Raw genomic sequence first — 18,947 nt, 5'->3', positions numbered from 1 at the left:
AAAAAGCTAAGAGTTTAACTCTTAGCTTTTTGTTGTAGAAAGGCCTCTAATCGATCACAGCCTTCTTTTAAAGTTTCAATACTATATGCATAGGACAAGCGAAGATAGCCTTCACCATATTCAGAAAATGCTGTCCCAGGAACGACAGCTAATCCAGCTTCTTTTACAAGATCAAGTGCAAAATCAAATGATGAAGATGTTAAATGCCCAACATATGGGAATAAGTAAAATGCACCTGTGGGCTTTTCAACTGTTAAGCCCATTTGAATGAGTCTATTATATACGTAATCACGGCGCTTTTTGTATTGATGACGCATCATTTTTGGTGCATCTTTAGCAGCTGTTAATGCTTCAATTGCAGCGTACTGAGCGATTGAAGTAGCGCACGTTACGTTGTACTGATGAACCTTTAGTATATGTCCTGCTAAATAGCTTGGTGCGAATAATAGACCGATACGCCAGCCAGTCATAGAATGAGATTTTGATAAACCGTTAATGACGATAGTTTTTTCACGCATTTCTGGGAAATGAGCGATAGACGTATGTTTTTGTTCATATACAAGTTCGCTATAAATTTCATCAGAAAGGACGAAAATATTTTTATCTTTTAAAACATCTACAATATCTTGTAGTTCTTCTTTTGATAAAGTTACACCAGTTGGATTAGAAGGATACGGCAAAACGACGCATCTTGTTTTTTCTGTAATAGCATTTTCTAGTGCTTCGGCTGTTAAACGGAAGCCAGTTTCACGAACATCGATAAAAATAGGTGTTGCGCCGCATAATCGAATAATTGGTTCGTATCCTGGATAAATAGGCGCAGGTAAAATAACTTCTGTTCCTGGCTCTAAAATTGTTCGGAATGCTACATCAATAGCTTCACTGGCACCGATTGTAACGATGGTTTCGTTTTCAGGTGAATACTGTAAATCGTAGTTATCTTTTACAAAGTTACAAGCTGCCTTGCGTAATTCTAATAAACCAGCGTTATGTGTATAGCTCGTGTAATTTTCTGTAATAGCCCGTTTTGCCGCTTCTTTTACGAGAGAAGGTGTAGGAAAATCGGGTTGTCCAATTGTTAAAGAGATAAGATTATCATAGTTTTGAATCATGTTAGAGAATTGACGGATTCCAGAAATTTGGATGTCCTTTACTCTAGGATTAATGAATTGTTCCATTGTATCTCCCTTTCTTCCGTTTGAAAATTAAGTTCATTTTAACATATTTTCTATGATTTCGCTTGCGTATATGTTATGTAGAAAGAGAGAGAGAATAGAAAAAAAAGCCGCTATAAGCGACTTTTTAATATCCGTACTCCCAATCTATTTCATCTTCATTCCATAGTACAGAGGATACTTTGCCAAGGTGAACAACTGATTCATTCACAGCACATGTGCAATTTTCATCTCCTGTTTTATGCTGTAACTCTTCATATACCGATTTTTCAACATTTTCTAGAACGACCAAATTTTCTTCTTTTAAAACAAGCGTAGTACCCGCCATATTTATCTTCCTCCTACTAAAATAATGATCACTTATTTGTAAACATAGATAGTATGGATTATATGCTGTATTTTGCTATAGTTGTCCGTCTCATGAAGTATTTTTTTATTTTCTTTGTAATCCGTATTCATTGTATACTGCCAGGCAGAAATTTGGTACAGGGTTTACATTCATTTCGAAAATCTGTAACAATTATTATGTGATGTTAACAAAGAATTAACAAATATGTTAAGAAAAATCAAAATTTTAAAACAAATAAAGCCGTAAAATGATATAATCATATCAAAATACATATAGGGGATGAGAGGCTATGGAGCTTATCCGTGATTTAATGATCCAAATTGCCATCATTATTTTGCCACTATTTTTATATGAAGCGATTCGCCTAAATCGTTATCAAGAAATGCCTCCGAAGCCGAACCGCTACTTTATTATGTTTCTATCTAGCATTACACTCGTTCTCTCCATGACATACTCTATTTGTTTTGGTGACATTTGTGGGTATAACTTTCACCCAATCCCGATTGTTAGTGGTTTTTTATATGGTGGGATTGTTGGTTTAATCCCGGCCGTTATTTTTGTTGCATATGAATGGGCACTAAAAGGAATGAACCTTCTTCCAGTCATAGAAGTAATATTTCTATTAATCGTTCCATTATTTTTATCAAAGAAATGGTCTCTATTTTCAAGAGATAAGAAGCTAATTTTAGCATTTATGATTTCATCATTGTACGTACTTGTTTCTCTAGTGATTGGCATAATTACTGTTCTGTTAGAAACGGGGTTTACACCGCATATTTCGCACATATATAGCGGATATATATTTGCTTCGCTTATTATGGTTATGACAATGGTATTTCAGGTGTACTTAACAGAATATTTAAACGAAAATGCAATACTACGTACAGAGATGCAAAAGTCAGAAAAGCTTAATATTGTAAGTGAGTTGGCAGCAAGTGTTGCACATGAGGTTCGGAATCCGCTCACTGTTGTTCGTGGCTTTATTCAATTGCTAGAAAGTACGGAAGATGTGAAGAATAAGGATTATATGCGTCTCGTCTTAGCAGAATTGGACCGGGCAGAACAAATTATTTCAGATTATTTAAATTTAGCAAGGCCACAAATTGAGAAAAAAGAACACATTTGCTTATCAGCTCAATTGATAGAAATGACAACTCTGATGTCATCATTTGCAGCGATGCAAGGTGTATATTTGCAAGTTGAGATTTCTGAAAGTCTTTATACGATCGGTGATAAGACGAAATTGAAACAAGCTATTATGAATGTTGTTAAAAATGGTATTGAAGCAATTCAAGGGAATAAAGGATATTTAAAAGTAACGGCTATGCAAAAAGATGAAACGATTGTAATAAGAGTTAAAGATAGTGGTGTTGGAATGACGAAAGAACAGTTAGCTAGGCTAGGACAACCATATTATTCTTTAAAAGAAAAAGGAACAGGATTAGGGCTTATGGTAACATTTAGTATTTTACAAGCGCATAATGGTACGCTGGAATATAAAAGCGAAAGTGGGAAAGGGACGGAAGCGATTATTATATTGCCAGCTGTACGAAATAAGGAATAAAAGTTACCGTTGGAAGGTAACTTTTTATTTTATATAGGAAAAAATATATTATTTTATTCAGTTGTTTTTTCTTGTTTTGTTCTGCTAAATAAACTTCTAAATGATTGGAAAAAGCTTTGTTCTTTTGAAGCTGCGACTAATCGTTTTGTTTCTTGAATTTCACGAATCACTTGCATAAGTTGTGCATCGCGGTTGCTGTCTTTATTATAAATTTGATTTACGAGTTTATTCATTTTTTCTTCTTGCTTAGATTCTCGTTTATACATATGATTCATTAATAAGTCCATCTTTTCTTTTTGTAGGGCATCTGTTTGAGCGGCATGATCTACTAACTCTTGTAGCATTTTTTCTTGAGAGCCTTCTTTTACATAGACTTGTTGCATCAATTCATCTAGCTTTTCATCTTTTAAACGATTTTGGGTAATAAGGGTAGAATTTTGATGAATAATTGCTTCATTTAATTGAGCGAGCATTTCAAGCTTTAACATGAACTCCTCAAAGTTACGCCCATCTTCTTTTTCTTTCGGTTGTATTTCTTGCGTATCTTGTATAACTGGTACAGGTGGGGCCTCTTTTTCTTTTAAAATAAGGGGTATTGTTTCTGAAATGTCTTCTTGCAATGTAGCAGCTCTTTCATGTATAGATTTCAATAGTTTTAAATCATCTAATTTATAAATACGAGCATCAGCTGTTTTGGAAATCATATAACCATGTTCCTCTAACAGTTGACTATATTTGCGAACTATATGTTTTGGGATGCCTGTTTTATTCGTGACATCTTTCGTTTTATAGGTAGCTTCCATAATATTTCCTCCCCAAAAAGTATCGTATATATCATTTCAATCTTTTATGAGGACTTCCTTTGAAAAAGAATGTCGGAAGGTTATTAGTTTTCTACAGCATTAGTGAAAAGATGAAGGAAAATGAGAGTTTTTTGGCGGAATGGCGAAGAAGAGCTAAAATAATGTCTGAAAACATATACAGGAGAAGTTTGTTATAATAACTGAGGAAAAGAAACTGGTAGAATCATGGAGGTATACATGAAGCAATTAAAAGGTATTATCATTTCAATTATTGCAATTCTTTCTATTGTAGTAGCGGTTTATGAAGTACTTGTTCCAGAGGAAACAAGTATCAAAAAAACAAATGCGTATGATCAAGTTCTAGAATTTCCGAAAGAGCGATATCCAGAGACAGGGAAACATATTACGGATGCTATAAAAGAAGGACATTCAGAAGTTTGTACAATCGACCGTGGCGGTGCTGCGGATAGAAGAAAATTATCGTTAGCTCCATACCCATCAAAAAAAGGGTATGATCGTGATGAATGGCCAATGGCGATGTGTAAAGAAGGCGGAAAAGGAGCACATATTGAATATATAAGTCCGGCAGATAACCGCGGGGCAGGGTCTTGGGTAGGAAATAAGTTAGACAAATACCCAGATGGTACGCGTGTGAAATTTGACGTAAAGTAGTAGTTACATATTTCATAATGAAGGAGAAGGGGAACGATGGAGTTAACAATTTCGTATTCGCAATTAATGTTGATGAACTATGACGGTGAGCAGCCTTACGTTGACTGGACAGATGAAGATTTTGAAAGAGGTTATGCGAAGGCGGATGGAACTGTTATTTTTGAAGCACTCTCTGATTATACTTGTGAAGTAAAAGTGACCCCAGGGAAACATATTGAAAAAGAAGAAGCGATTAGAACAGTTACAGTTCCTTTTATAGTTGAAAATGAATGTATCGTTGTAACAAGTATTCTTTCAAATAAATTTCAAATCCCTATTCCAAATGGTGAGTATACAGTTGTATTACAGGCAACTCCTCTTGAAGAACCAACGGATGATGAATTATATAAAATACAATACGAATTCTTTTTTGAAAGTAAAGAATAAAAAATGGGTTATCCTCAAAAAGGATAACCCATTTTTGTTATGCGTTTGTTTTTAGTAGGGAACGAGCATCTTTTGCTGCTTGCACCATGTGTTCTAAAGCGGGGATAACTTCTTCCGTTCTTCTCGTTTTTAAACCACAATCAGGATTAATCCAGAAATATTTAGGATCGCATACTTCTAAAGATTGTTCTACGATTTTATACATTTCCTCTTTACTCGGTACACGTGGGCTATGAATATCATATACACCTAGACCGATGCCTTTTTCATATGTTGTATGTTTTAATGTATCAATAAATTCACCGTGACTTCTTGAAGTTTCGATAGAAATCACATCTGCATCTAATGCGCGAATCGCGTCAACAATATCTTCGAAGTTACTGTAACACATATGAGTATGAATTTGTGTTTCATTTGCTACAGAAGAAGTTGCTAAAAGGAAGGATTGTACTGCCCATGTAATATAAGCGTCCCAATCTTTTTCTTTTAGTGGCATTCCTTCACGAAGTGCTGGCTCATCGACTTGGATTACTCGAATTCCGGAAGATTCAAGTAATTCAATTTCGTGACGAAGAGCTAATGCAATTTGATACGAAACTTCTTTTCTTGGAATATCATTTCGAACGAAGGACCAATTTAAAATTGTAACAGGTCCAGTTAACATTCCTTTTACAACTTTCTCTGTTAAGCTTTGTGCATAAACAGTTTCCTTAATAGTCATTCCGTTAATAAAGGCTACATCTCCATAAATAACAGGTGGTTTTACGCAGCGGGAACCGTATGATTGCACCCAACCGTTTTTAGTGAATGAGAAACCAGCAAGACGCTCACCGAAATATTCGACCATGTCAGTTCTTTCGAATTCACCATGTACAAGGACATCAAGACCAATTTCTTCTTGGTAACGAATCCATTTTTCTGTCTCTTTTTCAATGAATTGTTCATATTGTTCATTTGAAATAACACCGTTACGCCATTCTTTTCGCGTTTGACGAACTTCAGTTGTTTGCGGGAAGCTACCGATAGTCGTTGTTGGTAACAATGGTAACTCTAGGGCAACTTGTTGTAATTCGTATCGCTTTTCAAATGGAAGAGGACGTGAAAAATCTTCTTCTTTTAGTGCTGTTCGTGCTACTTTCACATCTTCTCGGTTACGTGCAGCAGACGAACGAATTGTATGATGTACATTTCGGTATGTTTCCAGCTCATTACTAATGCTTTCTGTACCTTGAGTCAGAGCGGAATGAATAAGAACTAACTCTTCTAATTTTTGATTTGCAAATGCTAACGCATCAAATAGCTCAGTCGATAAGTGAGTTTCTTCTGTTTTATCGATTGGTGTATGCAATAAGCTACAAGAAGGCTGAACGATGAAATCTTTCGTTTGGACTTGTTTTTGTAACGTTGTAAATAACGTAAGAACTTCATCCAGGTCAGCTCTCCAAATGTTACGGCCATCTATACAACCGACAGCTAAAGTTTTATCAGCTGGGAATCCGTATTTTGAAATAGCATGTAGATTACCTTCTTTACCATGAACGAAATCTAATCCAATACCGGATACAGGGAATGTAATAATTTCTTCATAGTTTTCTTCTACACTATCAAAATATGTTTGTAAAAGAAGAGTCGCATTTGGAACATCTTTACGAATAGCTTCATAAATTTCTTTTGCTTGTTGCACTTCTTCTTTCGTTAAAGAAGGGAAAATCGGTTCATCAATTTGAATGACTTGTGCACCAGCTGCATGTAGTTCTGAAAGCAGTTGTACGTATGGTGCAACTAATTGTTTTAAAATTGTAGCGAATTGTTCTTGTGTATACCCTTTAGCTAATTTCAAGAAAGTATATGGTCCTAAAATAACAGGCTTTCCATCTACTCCTAATTCTTGTTTTGCCTCTTCGTATAAGCGAAGTGGACGATTATCTTTTAAAGAGATTTGTAATCCCTCTTCATATTCAGGAACGATATAATGATAGTTTGTGTTAAACCATTTTGTCATTTCGGAAGCTACGTGATCTTTAGAGCCACGCGCCATTGCGAAATATACATCAAGGTAAGATGTAAACTCAGAAAAACGTGATGGGATAAATCCTAGCATATAAGCAGTATCCAAAACGTGATCATAATATGTAAAGTCGCCAACTGGAATGAGTTCAATCCCTTTTTCTTGCTGTACTTTAACGTGTTGAAGGCGAATTTCTTTCATCGTTGTTAAAAATTGTTCTTCATCGATTTTATTGGACCAAAAAGCTTCCAATGTTTTTTTCCACTCTCGTTGTAGTCCGATACGTGGATAACCTAAATTACTTGTTTGAATTGCCATTTCAAATTCCTCCCTAATTGAAAGTAAGCATTTCCGTTTACTAGGAAATACCTATAACAAAAAGTATAAAGGCATAGAAAATAAGCCTTCCTTTTTGTTTTAACACCTCATCATCATCCGTGAATCTATCAGTGTTGTTAAAACAGGCAGGTCTCCTGACTTATGCTTCATATAATTTCTTTCACCTTCCCGTTTTCACAGTGGCACTAAAAAGAAATCTCAGCATTTACAGTGGCGGGACCGTGTTGGATTTTCACCAATCTTCCCTTTTAAACACGAAACGAAATTTTCGTGTACCTATTTTCCTTTTGAAAGGAATTTAACAAGCGATATGATATTGAAACAAATTCTAACACAATTTTTGGAATTTTGTCTACTGTTTTAAAATAAGAAAATTCTAAAGTTTTTTATTTTTATTATTCGGATTCTTCTGATTTTTTATGGGGTGAATCGCGGTTAAACATACAAAGAAAATGTACTTGTGCAGAGATAAGATGATAGTTATGTTATTTGAAAATTCGTCCATATTTTGGAATGAGGAAGGGAATTGGATGGTTCATTTGGAAATAGTAAGTTATTACAAGAAAGAACAAGATTTCTGTATAAAGATACATAAACTAAGTTTATAGAAATGGGGAATTTCAATTGGAACAAAGTACACAAAATATATATTCACCGCCAAAACATATAGTTTCAGCAGCGACAATTGTAATGAATGAACAAAATGAAATCCTATTAATTAAAGGACCTAGAAGAGGAAGGGAAATGCCAGGTGGACAAGTTGAAGAAGGGGAGTCTTTGAAAGATGCTGCAATAAGGGAAACGAAAGAGGAATCGGGTATTGATATTGAAGTTTTAAAATTTTGTGGAGTATTTCAAAATGTGAACCATTCAATATGTAACACATTGTTTTTAGCTAGACCAGTTGGGGGTAAATTAACGACTACACCAGAAAGTTTGGAAGTAGGGTTTTATCCTATTGAGCAGGCGTTAGAGATGGTGAATTTTATGAATTTCAGACATAGAATTGAATATAGCTTGGATGAAAATCGACAACCTTTTTATATAGAGTTTTAAGAAATAATCTTCCATTATGGGACTATGGTGATGAAGAAATCCTTGTTATATTTTTGAGCGCAGTGAAGTATCTTATAACCAAAATTAAACAAGCATAATCCGTCCTAAATTAGAACGGGGCTATGCTTGTTTTAGATTATCAAATGAAATAACTTTATTATCTTTTACAGTTGCTTCTGTATAACCTCAACCTTCATTTTTATCAATTTCTGAAAGGCGTCCTGCAACTGCATCTGTAAGGAGGGTATTTAACCATTGCAATTCAACTGTAATATGTTCAATAACACTTTGTAAAATATATAGTTGTGCACGTGGGATTTGTCCTTTGCTACAATCATAAATAGTTTGCATTTTATGTAAATATTGAACGGTATCATTTTTCTTTTTTTCTAAAATCGGAACTAACTCTTGGTCATCACCAAAATGAGCGAAAGAGAGTGCCGAATAAATTGGTTTATATATTTGATTTTTTGCTTCGAATTGTTTTAATAGTAACTTGTGAAATAATTGTTTACCTTCTTCTGTTATATGAAAGATTGTTTTATCTGGTCTATTCGTATCTCGAACAATAGTTGTAATACTAATTGCACCTTGCTTTTCTAATTGCTCGAAGGCGTAATAAAGTGATCCTTTTGCATATTTAATATAACAATCCATTTGTCTTTCTTTCATGATGTGTTGCACTTCATATGGATGTTTATCCCCTTCGAGTAGCAAGCCGAGAATGACTAATTTCATGCTCATGCTATCTCAACTCCTATAAATAAAAACTTTATACATATTATAAACGGCATACCCTTTTTCATAAAGGGATATGCCGTTTCTTTTCTCTATATTAACTTACTTGCTTTTGTTTTTGTTTTTGTTTCGTTTTTGGACCTGTAAAGAGGCGTTCATTTCCCATAAGTAAAATACAAATAATACTTAGTACAGCGGGGATAAGTGCCCAGAAGAATGTGCTGGCAATAGATGTTGCTAGAGCCTCTTTAATACCAGTTAATATTTCAGCTGGTATTTTCTCGGTAGCACCTTGTGATAATAAGAAACTTGTGTCTCCACCTTTTGGAGCTAATTTTGCTAGTTCAGGAGGGAATACAGTGTTTAGTTTATCCGTAAAAGTATGATTTTGAATGGTACCAAAAATTGTTACACCAAGAGTCATACCGAGTGAACGGAAGAATGAGTTTGTTGATGTAGCAGAACCACGGTCTCGCATTTCTAACTTGTGGATAGAAGACATACTTAAAACTGAGAACGAGAAACCAACTCCAAGTCCAGTGAGAACCATAAATAGCGTTACAAGTAGACGAGGTGTATCCATTGTTAACGTGCTTAGTAAATAAATACCAATTACGAAGAAAACACCAGATACCACCATGATATTACGATAACTTGTTCGAGAAGCTAACTGTCCACCTGTTTGACTTCCAATTACAGAGCCAACCATCATAGGTGTTAAAATTAATCCAGCATTTGAGGCTGAACCACCGAGAACACCTTGAACGAAGATTGGGATATAAACAGTACAGATAATAAAAGCGGCACCATAGAAAAAGGCAACGCCTTGGCTAGCTGCGAATAAAGGCTTTTTAAATAGATGGAAAGAAATGATAGGTTCAGTTGCTTTTCGTTCTACGAAGAAGAAAATAATAAGCATAATAACAACTGTTGTAAATAAACCGATAATTACAGTGGAATTCCATGCATATTCTTTACCGCCAAGTTCTAAGGCAAACATTAAGCATACGATACTAATAACAAGTGTAATAGCGCCGGCCCAATCGATTTTTTGTTTTCTAAATTCTAGAGATTCACTGTAGTATTTAGTAATGAAGAAGAAGGAGATAAGTCCTAATGGAATATTAATATAGAAGACCCAATGCCAACTTATATAGTCTGTAATATAAGCACCTAATAAAGGACCGAATACACTAGATGTCCCGAAAACCGCACCGAATAGCCCTGTCATTTTTCCTCGCTTTTCTGGTGGGAATATATCGTACATAATTGTGAAGGCGATAGGCATAAGAGCACCGCCACCGATTCCTTGAATTGCTCTATAAATACTTAGTTGCTCGATACTAGATGCGGTTCCGCAAAGTGCAGAACCGAATAAGAAAAGAATGAGACCACCAATATAAAAGCGTTTCCGTCCGTACATATCAGAAAGTTTTCCGAAGATAGGCATCCCTGCCATTGTTGCCACCATATATGCAGACGTGACCCAAACGAACTTGTCAAATCCTCCTAGGTCTCCAACAATCGTTGCCATTGCTGTTGCAACGATTGTATTATCCATTGCCGCCATTAAAATACCAAGTAATAAACCTGCAACAACAAATTTTGTATTGTTGGAGTCTTTTTTTGATAATTGAGATTCCAAATATAACCCTCCTTTAATAATAAGTAAACTATATGAAGTTTTGAGTGCAGCGCATAAAAATGTAAAGTATAGTTCTTTCAAATCAATTTACACAAGTGCACAAGCCATAAAGAATATTATAGTCAAATTTGACTAAAAGGCAAATTTTTTCTTCCGTCAAAATATTCTGTTGTATGGACTGTGAAAGAGTGAGTAATACTTAATATTGGTATAAAGTCAATGAAGGAAATTGTAAAAAAATATTTCAGTAAGAATACCGTCTGTGAACAGAGGAAAAATGGTTTTTTCTTTACATTGTCGAATAGGATAAAAGGAAGAGTAATAACTATATATCGTTTGTAACAAGCTTTATTAATATGGTGTAGAGAGGCAGAATAAGGTCGTATGGATATGATGCATCTGAAATGGGGTGAATATTATTATGAAAATATGGAAACGAATTTCGGATCAAGGAAGGCGTTCAATACCGCTACAACCGGTGTTATGGATTGATGGCTCAAAAAAGGAAAACGAATGTCCTAATGTAGCAGTTACATTGCAAATCCGTAGTATGTATAAAGAAAAATTTTCATATGAACTGACCTATGATGTAAATGACATACTTATTATTCGAATGGAAGTTGAAAATAAAGGAATGGAAATGATTTCACGAGTTGTAGTAAGTCATATGATTCGAGATTATTTTGCCTATATTCCAAACTCATTAAAGGCTGATAAGGGGATGAGTGAGTTCCTGTTCCAGCTTGTAAGATGGCGGATTGATAATTTGTTACCAAATGAGAAGGTACAACTAATTTGTAAAATAAAAGCAAATAAAGATAAAGCACTTAAAAACGCATTATTTCAGGCTACATATACATTTCAATATAAAGGAGTATCATATGGTCCACTGCAAACAAATGAAGTTGTAGTGCGGCAATGATAAAAAGGAACCTGTACGAAAGGTTCCCTTTTTTAATGAAGGTTGTGTTTTTTGAGTACTTTTTTTTGCTCGATTCCTTTTTTTCCTACATAATTATTTGTATAACCAAAATATAGGATGAAAAGAAAGGAAGCAACATTTACAATAGCGTCTATTTGATCGTTTGTAATAAAGTTCACTCCGAAAGAATTAAACAGTAATTTTAATGATAATAGAAAGCCTGCTAGTAAACGTATAATATCTGATAGATTTTCTTTTTGTAGCATACAGATCACCTCTTCCTAAAAACGATATATAGTATATATATGAAATGGAATAGAAATGGTAGACAAGCTTAAGCGGAAATGTACACTCAATATGTACATTTTTTATTTTGTAGAAAAACATAATTGTTATAGAAACATATATTGGTATAGAAGGGAGGGAAAGTATGAAACATAAAGGGAAAATTAGTGGATTATTACTTGGGAATACAGTGGCAGTTACAGAATGGATTGCGCTTCAGGATGTGATTACAAAACTGGATTCGCGATCATTTTATACCGTCTTTATTATTTATATATTGCAAATGATACTCAGCTATTATTTTGGACATTGGTATGATAAAAGAGCGAGTGGGCGTCTGGATACGGAAGTAGGAGGAATGGCAAGTAATGATTTTGTAGTTGATTTCTTTGAGAAAGTAGCTGCTTTATCAGAGCGGGATTCTCATCATATTACAGTGTACATTCTTTCTGTGAAAGAATGGAAAGGACTAAAAGAAACAGTGCAAGAAAAAAAATTGGAGGTGCTAGTACAAAAATTGGAAAATACGATTGTAAAGACAATTCGTAAAGGAGATGTCGTTACGAAGTGGGATGAAAATAAGTATGTTATTGTGGCGATTGATAACGGACATGAAAAGTCGACAATAACAAACCGATTAATGAGAAGTATTGAAAGCGAAATAGAAAATGGCTTGTTAAGTATAACCTTATTATTTGGAGCTGCTAGTTATCCAATAGAAGGAAAAACTTTTGAAGAATTGTTAAGAAAGGCACAAAATCAATTGTACCAACATAGGGATTTGTAAGAAAATGAGTGAAACTTTGATTTGAAGAAATATGATATGAAGAAGTTTTAAATGTAACATTTTTTTGACTTTTATTACAAAAAGAACTTTTATTGTAATAAAAGTCTTTAAAAATATATGGAATAAGCATATAATTATGATGGATGTGTCAATGCATTTTGCACAATGTGTTTCATTTTAAAAGTGTAGAGGAAAGCATGCTCTACACTTTTCCTTTTTAGGGGATAATAAGAATAATTGTAAGTTGTTGCAAGGTAGCATTTAAACTGTGTAAAATGAACAAAGAAATTATTTGATAGAAAGCGGAAAGGGAATGATAGAATGATAGACGTGAGAGAACAACGAACATCTTTTATCAGGTGAATTATTACTGTTGTTCTTCAAATTATTATGGCTGTGATGAATTCCGTTGTACTTTTATGTAATACATAGTATGAACAAGTTTTAAAAAGTGCCAAGTAAAAGTATATGTAAAGATGGATACGAAATTGCTATTGAGTTCAAAGACGTAAAATGTAATTTCAAGCAATACAATTTGACAAGTATTAATAAATAATATCAATGATTTTCGTAAAAAAGGTGCGAGTGTGGAGTTTATAGAAGGGTATATAATTTTCATAGCTTTTTACACGATGATCGTATATAAGTAGGAGGAAAAGATGTTGAAGTATAGTAAATTAGCAATTGTAACTGCATTATCAATGACTTTATTAGCCGGTTGTTTTGGGCCGAAACCAGAAGAGGAATTATATGTTTCGTTTGAAAATGCTGCAAAGCAAGAAAAAACAATGTTTGAAGATGCAAAAAAACTTGAAACTTTAGAGAAAGAGGGACAAGAATTATATAACCAGATTGTTCAAGAGGGAAAAGATAATAATCAAACTGTTAAGGAAAAACTGAATCAAGCAGTGAAAAATACAGATGAACGAGAAAAAGTGCTTACAAAAGAAAAAGAATCTTTAAATAAGGCACAAGAAGAAGTGAAATCAGCAGATAAGTATGTGAAGAAAATTGAAGATAAGAAATTGAAAGATCAAGCGGATAAAGTGAAAAGCACGTATGAGAAACGTCATGACTCGTTTAACAAAATGTATGATAGCTATAGTAAATCGTTAAAACAAGAAAAAGAATTATATACAATGCTACAAGATAAAGGTACAAAATTAAAAGATATTAGTGAAAAAGTAAAAGTAGTAAATCAATCTTATAAAGATATTGAATCAGAAAAAGACAAGTTTAATGAATTTACGAAAACTTATAATACAGAAAAAATAGCTTTTTATAAACAAGCAAATATTAAAATTAAAGAAGAGAAAAAATAAAACAGTTTGGCCTACAATTGGCCAAACTGTTTTATTTTTTTGTATAAGTACGACTATACCATGGGACAGGTTCACTTAATTTTTTCTCTTGTTTCAGTGCTTCAGGACCAATATAATCTTGAAGTGTCTTTTTTGCTACTGTTAAAGATAAGTTTGTTTTCGGGTTTCGATAGGAGGATTCAAGATGACCAAGATGTGGTAGGATTCGAAAATCTTCTTTTGTAGGAGGAATATGGAAAAAATAATCACCTAAACGGATAAGAACATCCGATTGTTGTTGGCTAAAGCGTGGATTTCTAGAAAAATGTAATCCTTCTTTAATAGCTTTTTTTTCAGCAATTAAGCGTTCTAAAGCCGTCTTTTTTAACCAATATAAATACTTCGGGTTAGTTGCAGCTTTAGCATGACGATTCACAACGAAAATAGATTGGGCTAGTCGATTAATAGAATGTTGGTTTTGTAATTGAGATTGTGGTTGTGAAGGTTTCATATGGAATCTCCTTTCAATTTTTCATTATTATAACATAAATAAAATAGATTTTTATTATATGCAAAAAGTGATTGTATATATTTTCAATATTAAAGCAATATTGTTACAAAAAACAACTATTTTGTATAATAGTAATAGAATGTGCTTTAGAAATTTGATAATGAAAGAGTGAGAAGTTTGAAAGAAATATTAAAACAGCAATATGCCATTATAGATATTGGATCTAATACAATGCGTTTAGTTATTTATGAAAAGCAAAACGGTGGTTTTTATAAGGAGATTGAAAATACGAAAGTAGTTGCTCGGTTAAGGAATTACTTAATCGATGGTGTGTTGATTGAAGAAGGAATAGAGGTATTGCTACAAACATTATTTCAATTTCAAGAAAGTACACGATTCCACCAGTTGCATCATGTACTTTGTGTTGCAACAGCAACAATTAGACAGGCTGAGAATCAAGAGGCTATTAAAAAGCTTGTTGAAGGAGAAACAGACTTTACTCTTAGAGTATTATCAGAATATGAGGAAGCACGTTACGGCTATTTAGCAGTTATGAATTCAACTTCGTTCTCTGAAGGAGTTACAGTAGATATTGGTGGAGGAAGTACGGAAGTTACATACTTTCGAAATAGAGAAATTTTAGAGTACCATAGCTTTCCTTTTGGAGCACTTTCTTTAAAGCAACAATTTATTAAAGATGATATACCTACTGAAGACGAGTTAGAAAAGATTCAAACGTACTTAGAATATCAATTTCGAACATTACCATGGTTAATTGATAAGAAATTGCCTCTTATTGCAATTGGTGGTAGTGCGAGGAACTTAGTGAAAATCCATCAAAATTTAATTTGTTATCCTATAGCAGGGGTACATTTATATAAAATGAAAGAAGAAGATATTAAAAATGTGAAAGAAGAATTGGAAGCATTGTCGTTCATAGAACTTCAAAAATTGGAAGGATTGGCAAAAGATCGAGCAGATACAATTATTCCAGCAGTCGAAGTTTTTCATACGCTTGTTAACGTTATAGAGGCACCGGCATTTGTATTAAGTAGAAAAGGGTTACGAGAAGGTGTTTTCTATGAAGAGTTGACAAAAGATTTGGGGATTTCATATTATCCGAACGTAGTCGAAGAAAGTCTGCATTTATTATCACATGAATATGAAATGGATATGGAATTTGTAATTCAGCTTATTAAACATGGAAGATTGATTTGTCAACAGCTTGAGGAAACAGGGCTAATTTCTATGTCAGAAAAAGACTGGGAAGTATTCCATCAAGCGGCGAAAGTATTTAATATAGGTAAATATATAGACGAAGAAGCGAGCCGCTTACATACGTTTTATTTATTAGCGAATAAAACAATCGATGGCATGATGCATAAAGAGCGAGTTAGATTAGCGCTTATTGCGTCTTATAAATCAAAAATGTTATTTAAACAACACTTGTCCCCATTTGAAGGATGGTTCGATAAAAATGAACAAAAAAAAATTCGTCTATTAGGGGCTGTTTTACAATTTTCAGCAGCTCTAAATATAAGGCAAAGATCGCTTGTTGAATCGATATCTATAACAGATAGTAAAGAGGGATTAACATTTACAATTGTATGTGAGCAATCGGTATTAGCGGAAAAAGTGCAAGCTGAAAAGCAAAAAAAGCAGCTGGAAAGAGTGTTGAAAACGACTATTCACTTATCCTTCGAATCAAACTGTTAGGTTGTACGGATGTCTTTACAAAAAATTAACACTTTGGAATATTGTAATTTGCTAAAATGAAAGTAACTAAATTATAGTAAAAAAGTTTCAAGGGAAGTGTGAAGAGGATGGAAATGTTGAAGGGGAATATAGTTAATTTAAATGATACAGCTTATTACAATAATCGAGAATTAAGTTGGTTAGCATTTAATGAACGTGTACTGCAAGAAGCACAGGATGAAACGAATCCGCTCTTGGAAAGATTAAAGTTTATTAGCATTTTCAGCTCAAATTTAGATGAATTCTTTATGGTACGCGTGGCAGGATTGAAGGATCAAGTGAGTGCTGGGTTTAACCAACCAGAAAATAAGGCTGGCTTAACACCAAAAAAGCAATTAAACAAAATTGCGATAAAGGCCCATGAATTAATGACTGTACAATATAATACGTTTAAAAATTATGTGTTACCAGCGCTGGAGATAGAAGGAATTGAGCGTTTAACATTCCATGATTTGACGAAGGAACAGAGAGAATTTATAGAAGAGTATTTTGATGAGCAAATTTTCCCAGTCTTAACACCTGTAGCTATAGATGCATATCGTCCATTTCCAATGTTATTAAATAAAAGTTTGAATTTAGCTACTCTTTTATATGATGAGAAACAAGTGGAGGAGGAAAACCGTACAAAGTTAGGAATTGTACAAGTTCCTTCATTACTTGAACGTTTCATATTTTTACCGAGTGAAGGACAAAAGCATAAATTTATTTTATTAGAAGATGTAATTAGTGGTTTTACTCATAAATTATTTACAGGATATAATGTATCATCTGTTACTCGTTTCCGTATTACACGCAATGCGGATTTAACAATTCATGAAGAAGGTGCGAGGGATTTATTAAAGGTAATTGAAAAAGAATTAAAGAAGCGTAAGTGGGGAGCTGCTGTACGTTTAGAAGTTGGCAAAGAGCATATTGATGAAAGAGTATTAGCATTATTATATGAGGTGTTGGAAGTAAAAGATGAAGATGTGTATATAATGGATGGACCGCTAGATTTAACATGTCTATTTTCTTTATATAAAAAACTAGCTCCTTTATATGAACATTTAGTATATCCGGCTCTTATTCCGCAAAGACCTCAAGACTTAGGGGATGCGGAAGATGTATTTGAAAAAGCAATTGAGCATGATATTTTATTACATCATCCCTTTGAATCGTTTCAGCCAGTAGTTGATTTTGTCCGTGATGCGGCAGACGATCCGAATGTACTTGCGATCAAACAAACATTATATCGAGTAAGTGGGGATTCGCCGATTATTCAGGCGCTAAAAGTAGCGGCTGAAAAAGGAAAGCAAGTGACGGTATTAGTTGAGTTAAAGGCAAGATTCGATGAAGAAAATAATGTGCATTGGGCTAAAGAATTAGAAAAGGCAGGCTGTCACGTTATTTACGGTGTAAGTCATTTGAAAACACATAGTAAAATTACACTAGTTGTAAGAAGAAAAAACGGAAAAATTGAAAGGTTCGTACATCTTGGGACTGGGAATTATAATGACGCAACAGCAAAGTTATATACTGATTTCGGGTATATTACATCACGAAAAGACTTTGGGGTCGATGCAACAAATTTCTTTAATTATTTGAGTGGTTATACAACAAAGCCACATTTTCATCATTTATCGGTTGCACCATTTGATATAAGAGAGCAATTTATGGATTTAATAGATGAAGAAATTCGTTATCATAGGCAATATGGAAATGGATATATTATTGCTAAGATGAATTCATTAACAGATAAGCCATTAATAAAAAAAATGTATGAAGCATCACAAGCTGGAGTGAAGGTAGAGCTCATCGTTCGAGGAACATGTTGTTTAAGGCCTGGTATTCCAAATGTAAGTGAAAATATTCGGGTAGTTAGTGTTGTCGGGAGATATTTAGAACATAGCCGAATTTATTATTTCCATCATAATGGAGAGGAAAAGATATATTTATCTTCAGCTGATTGGATGACGCGAAATATGGAAAAGCGAGTAGAAATATCTTTCCCGATATTAGATATTGAAATGAAGGCGAGAATTAAGGCGATTTTACAGCTTACATTAGCTGATAATGTGAAAACGCGTGAACAAAATAAAACTGGTGATTATTATTATGTTATTAATAGTAGTACAGAAGAAATTGATAGCCAAGTGAAGTTGTTTAAGATGGCGTATCAAAACACGGATGCTGAATAATGAGAACAAAGAAAAAAACCTCTTAAAAAAAGAGGTTTTTTTACTTTGTTCTCTACTTATTATACGTTCTCTAAATAGAAGAATCTGTAGAGAGAATAGTTTTTATTGTAAGCATGTTAATAGATTATAGATTAGTCAAGAGAGGGAATAACATTGGTAGAATTGTTACAGTACATTAATAATAGTATGGTTGTTGACAAGGTCCACCATAACAAGGGAAAGGTGTTGGCGGTGGGAAAGGTGGTGGATATGGTGGGTAATACGGTCTAGGACCGAAAGCCAATGCTCCGCCGAGCAGTCCACCAGCAATGCCAGCTAGAAATGGGACGCCAAAAAACGGAAAGAAGCGTGAGTCGCCTACTGGACCAATAGGTGCTGAACGGACTGGGATTGGTTGATAATATGGATACATGAACAAACCTCCTTTATTGGAC

General features: G+C 33.9%; 18 protein-coding genes and 1 riboswitch. Of the genes, 9 read left to right on the top strand and 9 right to left on the bottom strand.

Annotated features, from left to right (window positions below):
* Positions 1–14 precede the first annotated feature (14 nt).
* Together MHB74_RS19630 and MHB74_RS19625 are read right to left on the bottom strand one after the other, a co-directional pair.
* Positions 15–1,178 (bottom strand): aminotransferase A, encoded by a 1,164-nt coding sequence (locus MHB74_RS19630; RefSeq protein ID WP_061678305.1) that lies wholly within the window; start codon positions 1,176–1,178, stop codon positions 15–17.
* Positions 1,179–1,302: 124 nt separating this feature from the next.
* On the bottom strand, positions 1,303–1,503 hold the full coding sequence (locus MHB74_RS19625) for a hypothetical protein (protein ID WP_000929281.1): 201 nt from the start codon (positions 1,501–1,503) through the stop codon (positions 1,303–1,305).
* A 310-nt stretch (positions 1,504–1,813) separates the two neighbouring features.
* Between MHB74_RS19625 and kinB the strand changes: the two genes are divergently transcribed.
* On the top strand, positions 1,814–3,088 hold the full coding sequence (gene kinB, locus MHB74_RS19620; RefSeq protein WP_061678304.1) for a sporulation sensor histidine kinase KinB: 1,275 nt from the start codon (positions 1,814–1,816) through the stop codon (positions 3,086–3,088).
* Positions 3,089–3,141: 53 nt separating this feature from the next.
* Here kinB and MHB74_RS19615 read toward each other — a convergent pair whose 3' ends face one another.
* Positions 3,142–3,891: a DUF3967 domain-containing protein gene (locus MHB74_RS19615; protein WP_061678303.1), complete on the bottom strand. Its 750-nt coding sequence runs from the start codon at positions 3,889–3,891 to the stop codon at positions 3,142–3,144.
* 237 nt (positions 3,892–4,128) lie between these two features.
* Between MHB74_RS19615 and nucA the strand changes: the two genes are divergently transcribed.
* Together nucA and comJ are read left to right on the top strand one after the other, a co-directional pair.
* Positions 4,129–4,563 (top strand): DNA-entry nuclease, encoded by a 435-nt coding sequence (gene nucA / locus MHB74_RS19610; RefSeq protein ID WP_000811502.1) that lies wholly within the window; start codon positions 4,129–4,131, stop codon positions 4,561–4,563.
* A gap of 36 nt (positions 4,564–4,599) precedes the next feature.
* On the top strand, positions 4,600–4,989 hold the full coding sequence (comJ, locus tag MHB74_RS19605; protein WP_061678302.1) for a competence protein ComJ: 390 nt from the start codon (positions 4,600–4,602) through the stop codon (positions 4,987–4,989).
* 37 nt (positions 4,990–5,026) lie between these two features.
* Here comJ and metE read toward each other — a convergent pair whose 3' ends face one another.
* Positions 5,027–7,315, bottom strand: a complete 2,289-nt coding sequence (gene metE, locus MHB74_RS19600) for a 5-methyltetrahydropteroyltriglutamate--homocysteine S-methyltransferase (RefSeq protein WP_061678301.1) — start codon at positions 7,313–7,315, stop codon at positions 5,027–5,029.
* A gap of 128 nt (positions 7,316–7,443) precedes the next feature.
* Positions 7,444–7,631, bottom strand: a riboswitch (cobalamin riboswitch).
* Between the two features lie 329 nt (positions 7,632–7,960).
* On the opposite strand from metE, the gene MHB74_RS19595 reads away from it, so the two are divergent.
* Positions 7,961–8,392: an NUDIX hydrolase gene (locus MHB74_RS19595; RefSeq protein WP_061678300.1), complete on the top strand. Its 432-nt coding sequence runs from the start codon at positions 7,961–7,963 to the stop codon at positions 8,390–8,392.
* A 186-nt stretch (positions 8,393–8,578) separates the two neighbouring features.
* On the opposite strand, the gene MHB74_RS19590 is transcribed toward MHB74_RS19595, so the two are convergent.
* Both MHB74_RS19590 and MHB74_RS19585 read right to left on the bottom strand, forming a co-directional pair.
* Entirely contained in the window at positions 8,579–9,136 is a 558-nt protein-coding gene (locus MHB74_RS19590) for a PadR family transcriptional regulator (protein ID WP_061678299.1), read from the bottom strand.
* A gap of 91 nt (positions 9,137–9,227) precedes the next feature.
* Positions 9,228–10,775 carry an MDR family MFS transporter gene (locus MHB74_RS19585; RefSeq protein WP_061678298.1) on the bottom strand — a complete coding sequence of 516 codons (1,548 nt, stop codon included), beginning with the start codon at positions 10,773–10,775 and terminating at the stop codon, positions 9,228–9,230.
* 421 nt (positions 10,776–11,196) lie between these two features.
* On the opposite strand from MHB74_RS19585, the gene MHB74_RS19580 reads away from it, so the two are divergent.
* Positions 11,197–11,697 (top strand): hypothetical protein, encoded by a 501-nt coding sequence (locus MHB74_RS19580; RefSeq protein WP_061678297.1) that lies wholly within the window; start codon positions 11,197–11,199, stop codon positions 11,695–11,697.
* A 32-nt stretch (positions 11,698–11,729) separates the two neighbouring features.
* Here the strand turns inward: MHB74_RS19580 and MHB74_RS19575 are convergent, their stop codons facing one another.
* Positions 11,730–11,963: a phage holin gene (locus MHB74_RS19575; protein ID WP_061678296.1), complete on the bottom strand. Its 234-nt coding sequence runs from the start codon at positions 11,961–11,963 to the stop codon at positions 11,730–11,732.
* A gap of 164 nt (positions 11,964–12,127) precedes the next feature.
* Here MHB74_RS19575 and MHB74_RS19570 point away from each other — a divergent pair, with 164 nt between their 5' ends.
* Together MHB74_RS19570 and MHB74_RS19565 are read left to right on the top strand one after the other, a co-directional pair.
* A complete protein-coding gene (locus MHB74_RS19570) occupies positions 12,128–12,769 on the top strand; it encodes a diguanylate cyclase domain-containing protein (RefSeq protein WP_061678295.1) in 642 nt (213 codons plus the stop codon).
* Between the two features lie 659 nt (positions 12,770–13,428).
* Positions 13,429–14,091, top strand: a complete 663-nt coding sequence (locus MHB74_RS19565) for a YkyA family protein (RefSeq protein ID WP_061678294.1) — start codon at positions 13,429–13,431, stop codon at positions 14,089–14,091.
* 31 nt (positions 14,092–14,122) lie between these two features.
* On the opposite strand, the gene MHB74_RS19560 is transcribed toward MHB74_RS19565, so the two are convergent.
* Positions 14,123–14,581 (bottom strand): YkyB family protein, encoded by a 459-nt coding sequence (locus tag MHB74_RS19560; protein WP_000804861.1) that lies wholly within the window; start codon positions 14,579–14,581, stop codon positions 14,123–14,125.
* Positions 14,582–14,758: 177 nt separating this feature from the next.
* On the opposite strand from MHB74_RS19560, the gene ppx reads away from it, so the two are divergent.
* Both ppx and MHB74_RS19550 read left to right on the top strand, forming a co-directional pair.
* The gene (gene ppx / locus MHB74_RS19555; RefSeq protein WP_061678293.1) at positions 14,759–16,297 is read left to right on the top strand and encodes an exopolyphosphatase; all 1,539 of its coding nucleotides are present in this window, start codon (positions 14,759–14,761) and stop codon (positions 16,295–16,297) included.
* 107 nt (positions 16,298–16,404) lie between these two features.
* On the top strand, positions 16,405–18,513 hold the full coding sequence (locus MHB74_RS19550) for a polyphosphate kinase (RefSeq protein WP_061678292.1): 2,109 nt from the start codon (positions 16,405–16,407) through the stop codon (positions 18,511–18,513).
* A 175-nt stretch (positions 18,514–18,688) separates the two neighbouring features.
* Here MHB74_RS19550 and MHB74_RS19545 read toward each other — a convergent pair whose 3' ends face one another.
* Positions 18,689–18,925: a hypothetical protein gene (locus tag MHB74_RS19545; protein WP_061678291.1), complete on the bottom strand. Its 237-nt coding sequence runs from the start codon at positions 18,923–18,925 to the stop codon at positions 18,689–18,691.
* Positions 18,926–18,947: the final 22 nt, after the last annotated feature.

The sequence above is a fragment of the Bacillus sp. FSL K6-0069 genome (assembly GCF_038007785.1).
Lineage (GTDB): Bacteria > Bacillota > Bacilli > Bacillales > Bacillaceae_G > Bacillus_A > Bacillus_A mobilis.
This window is presented reverse-complemented; position numbering and strand designations above follow the sequence as displayed.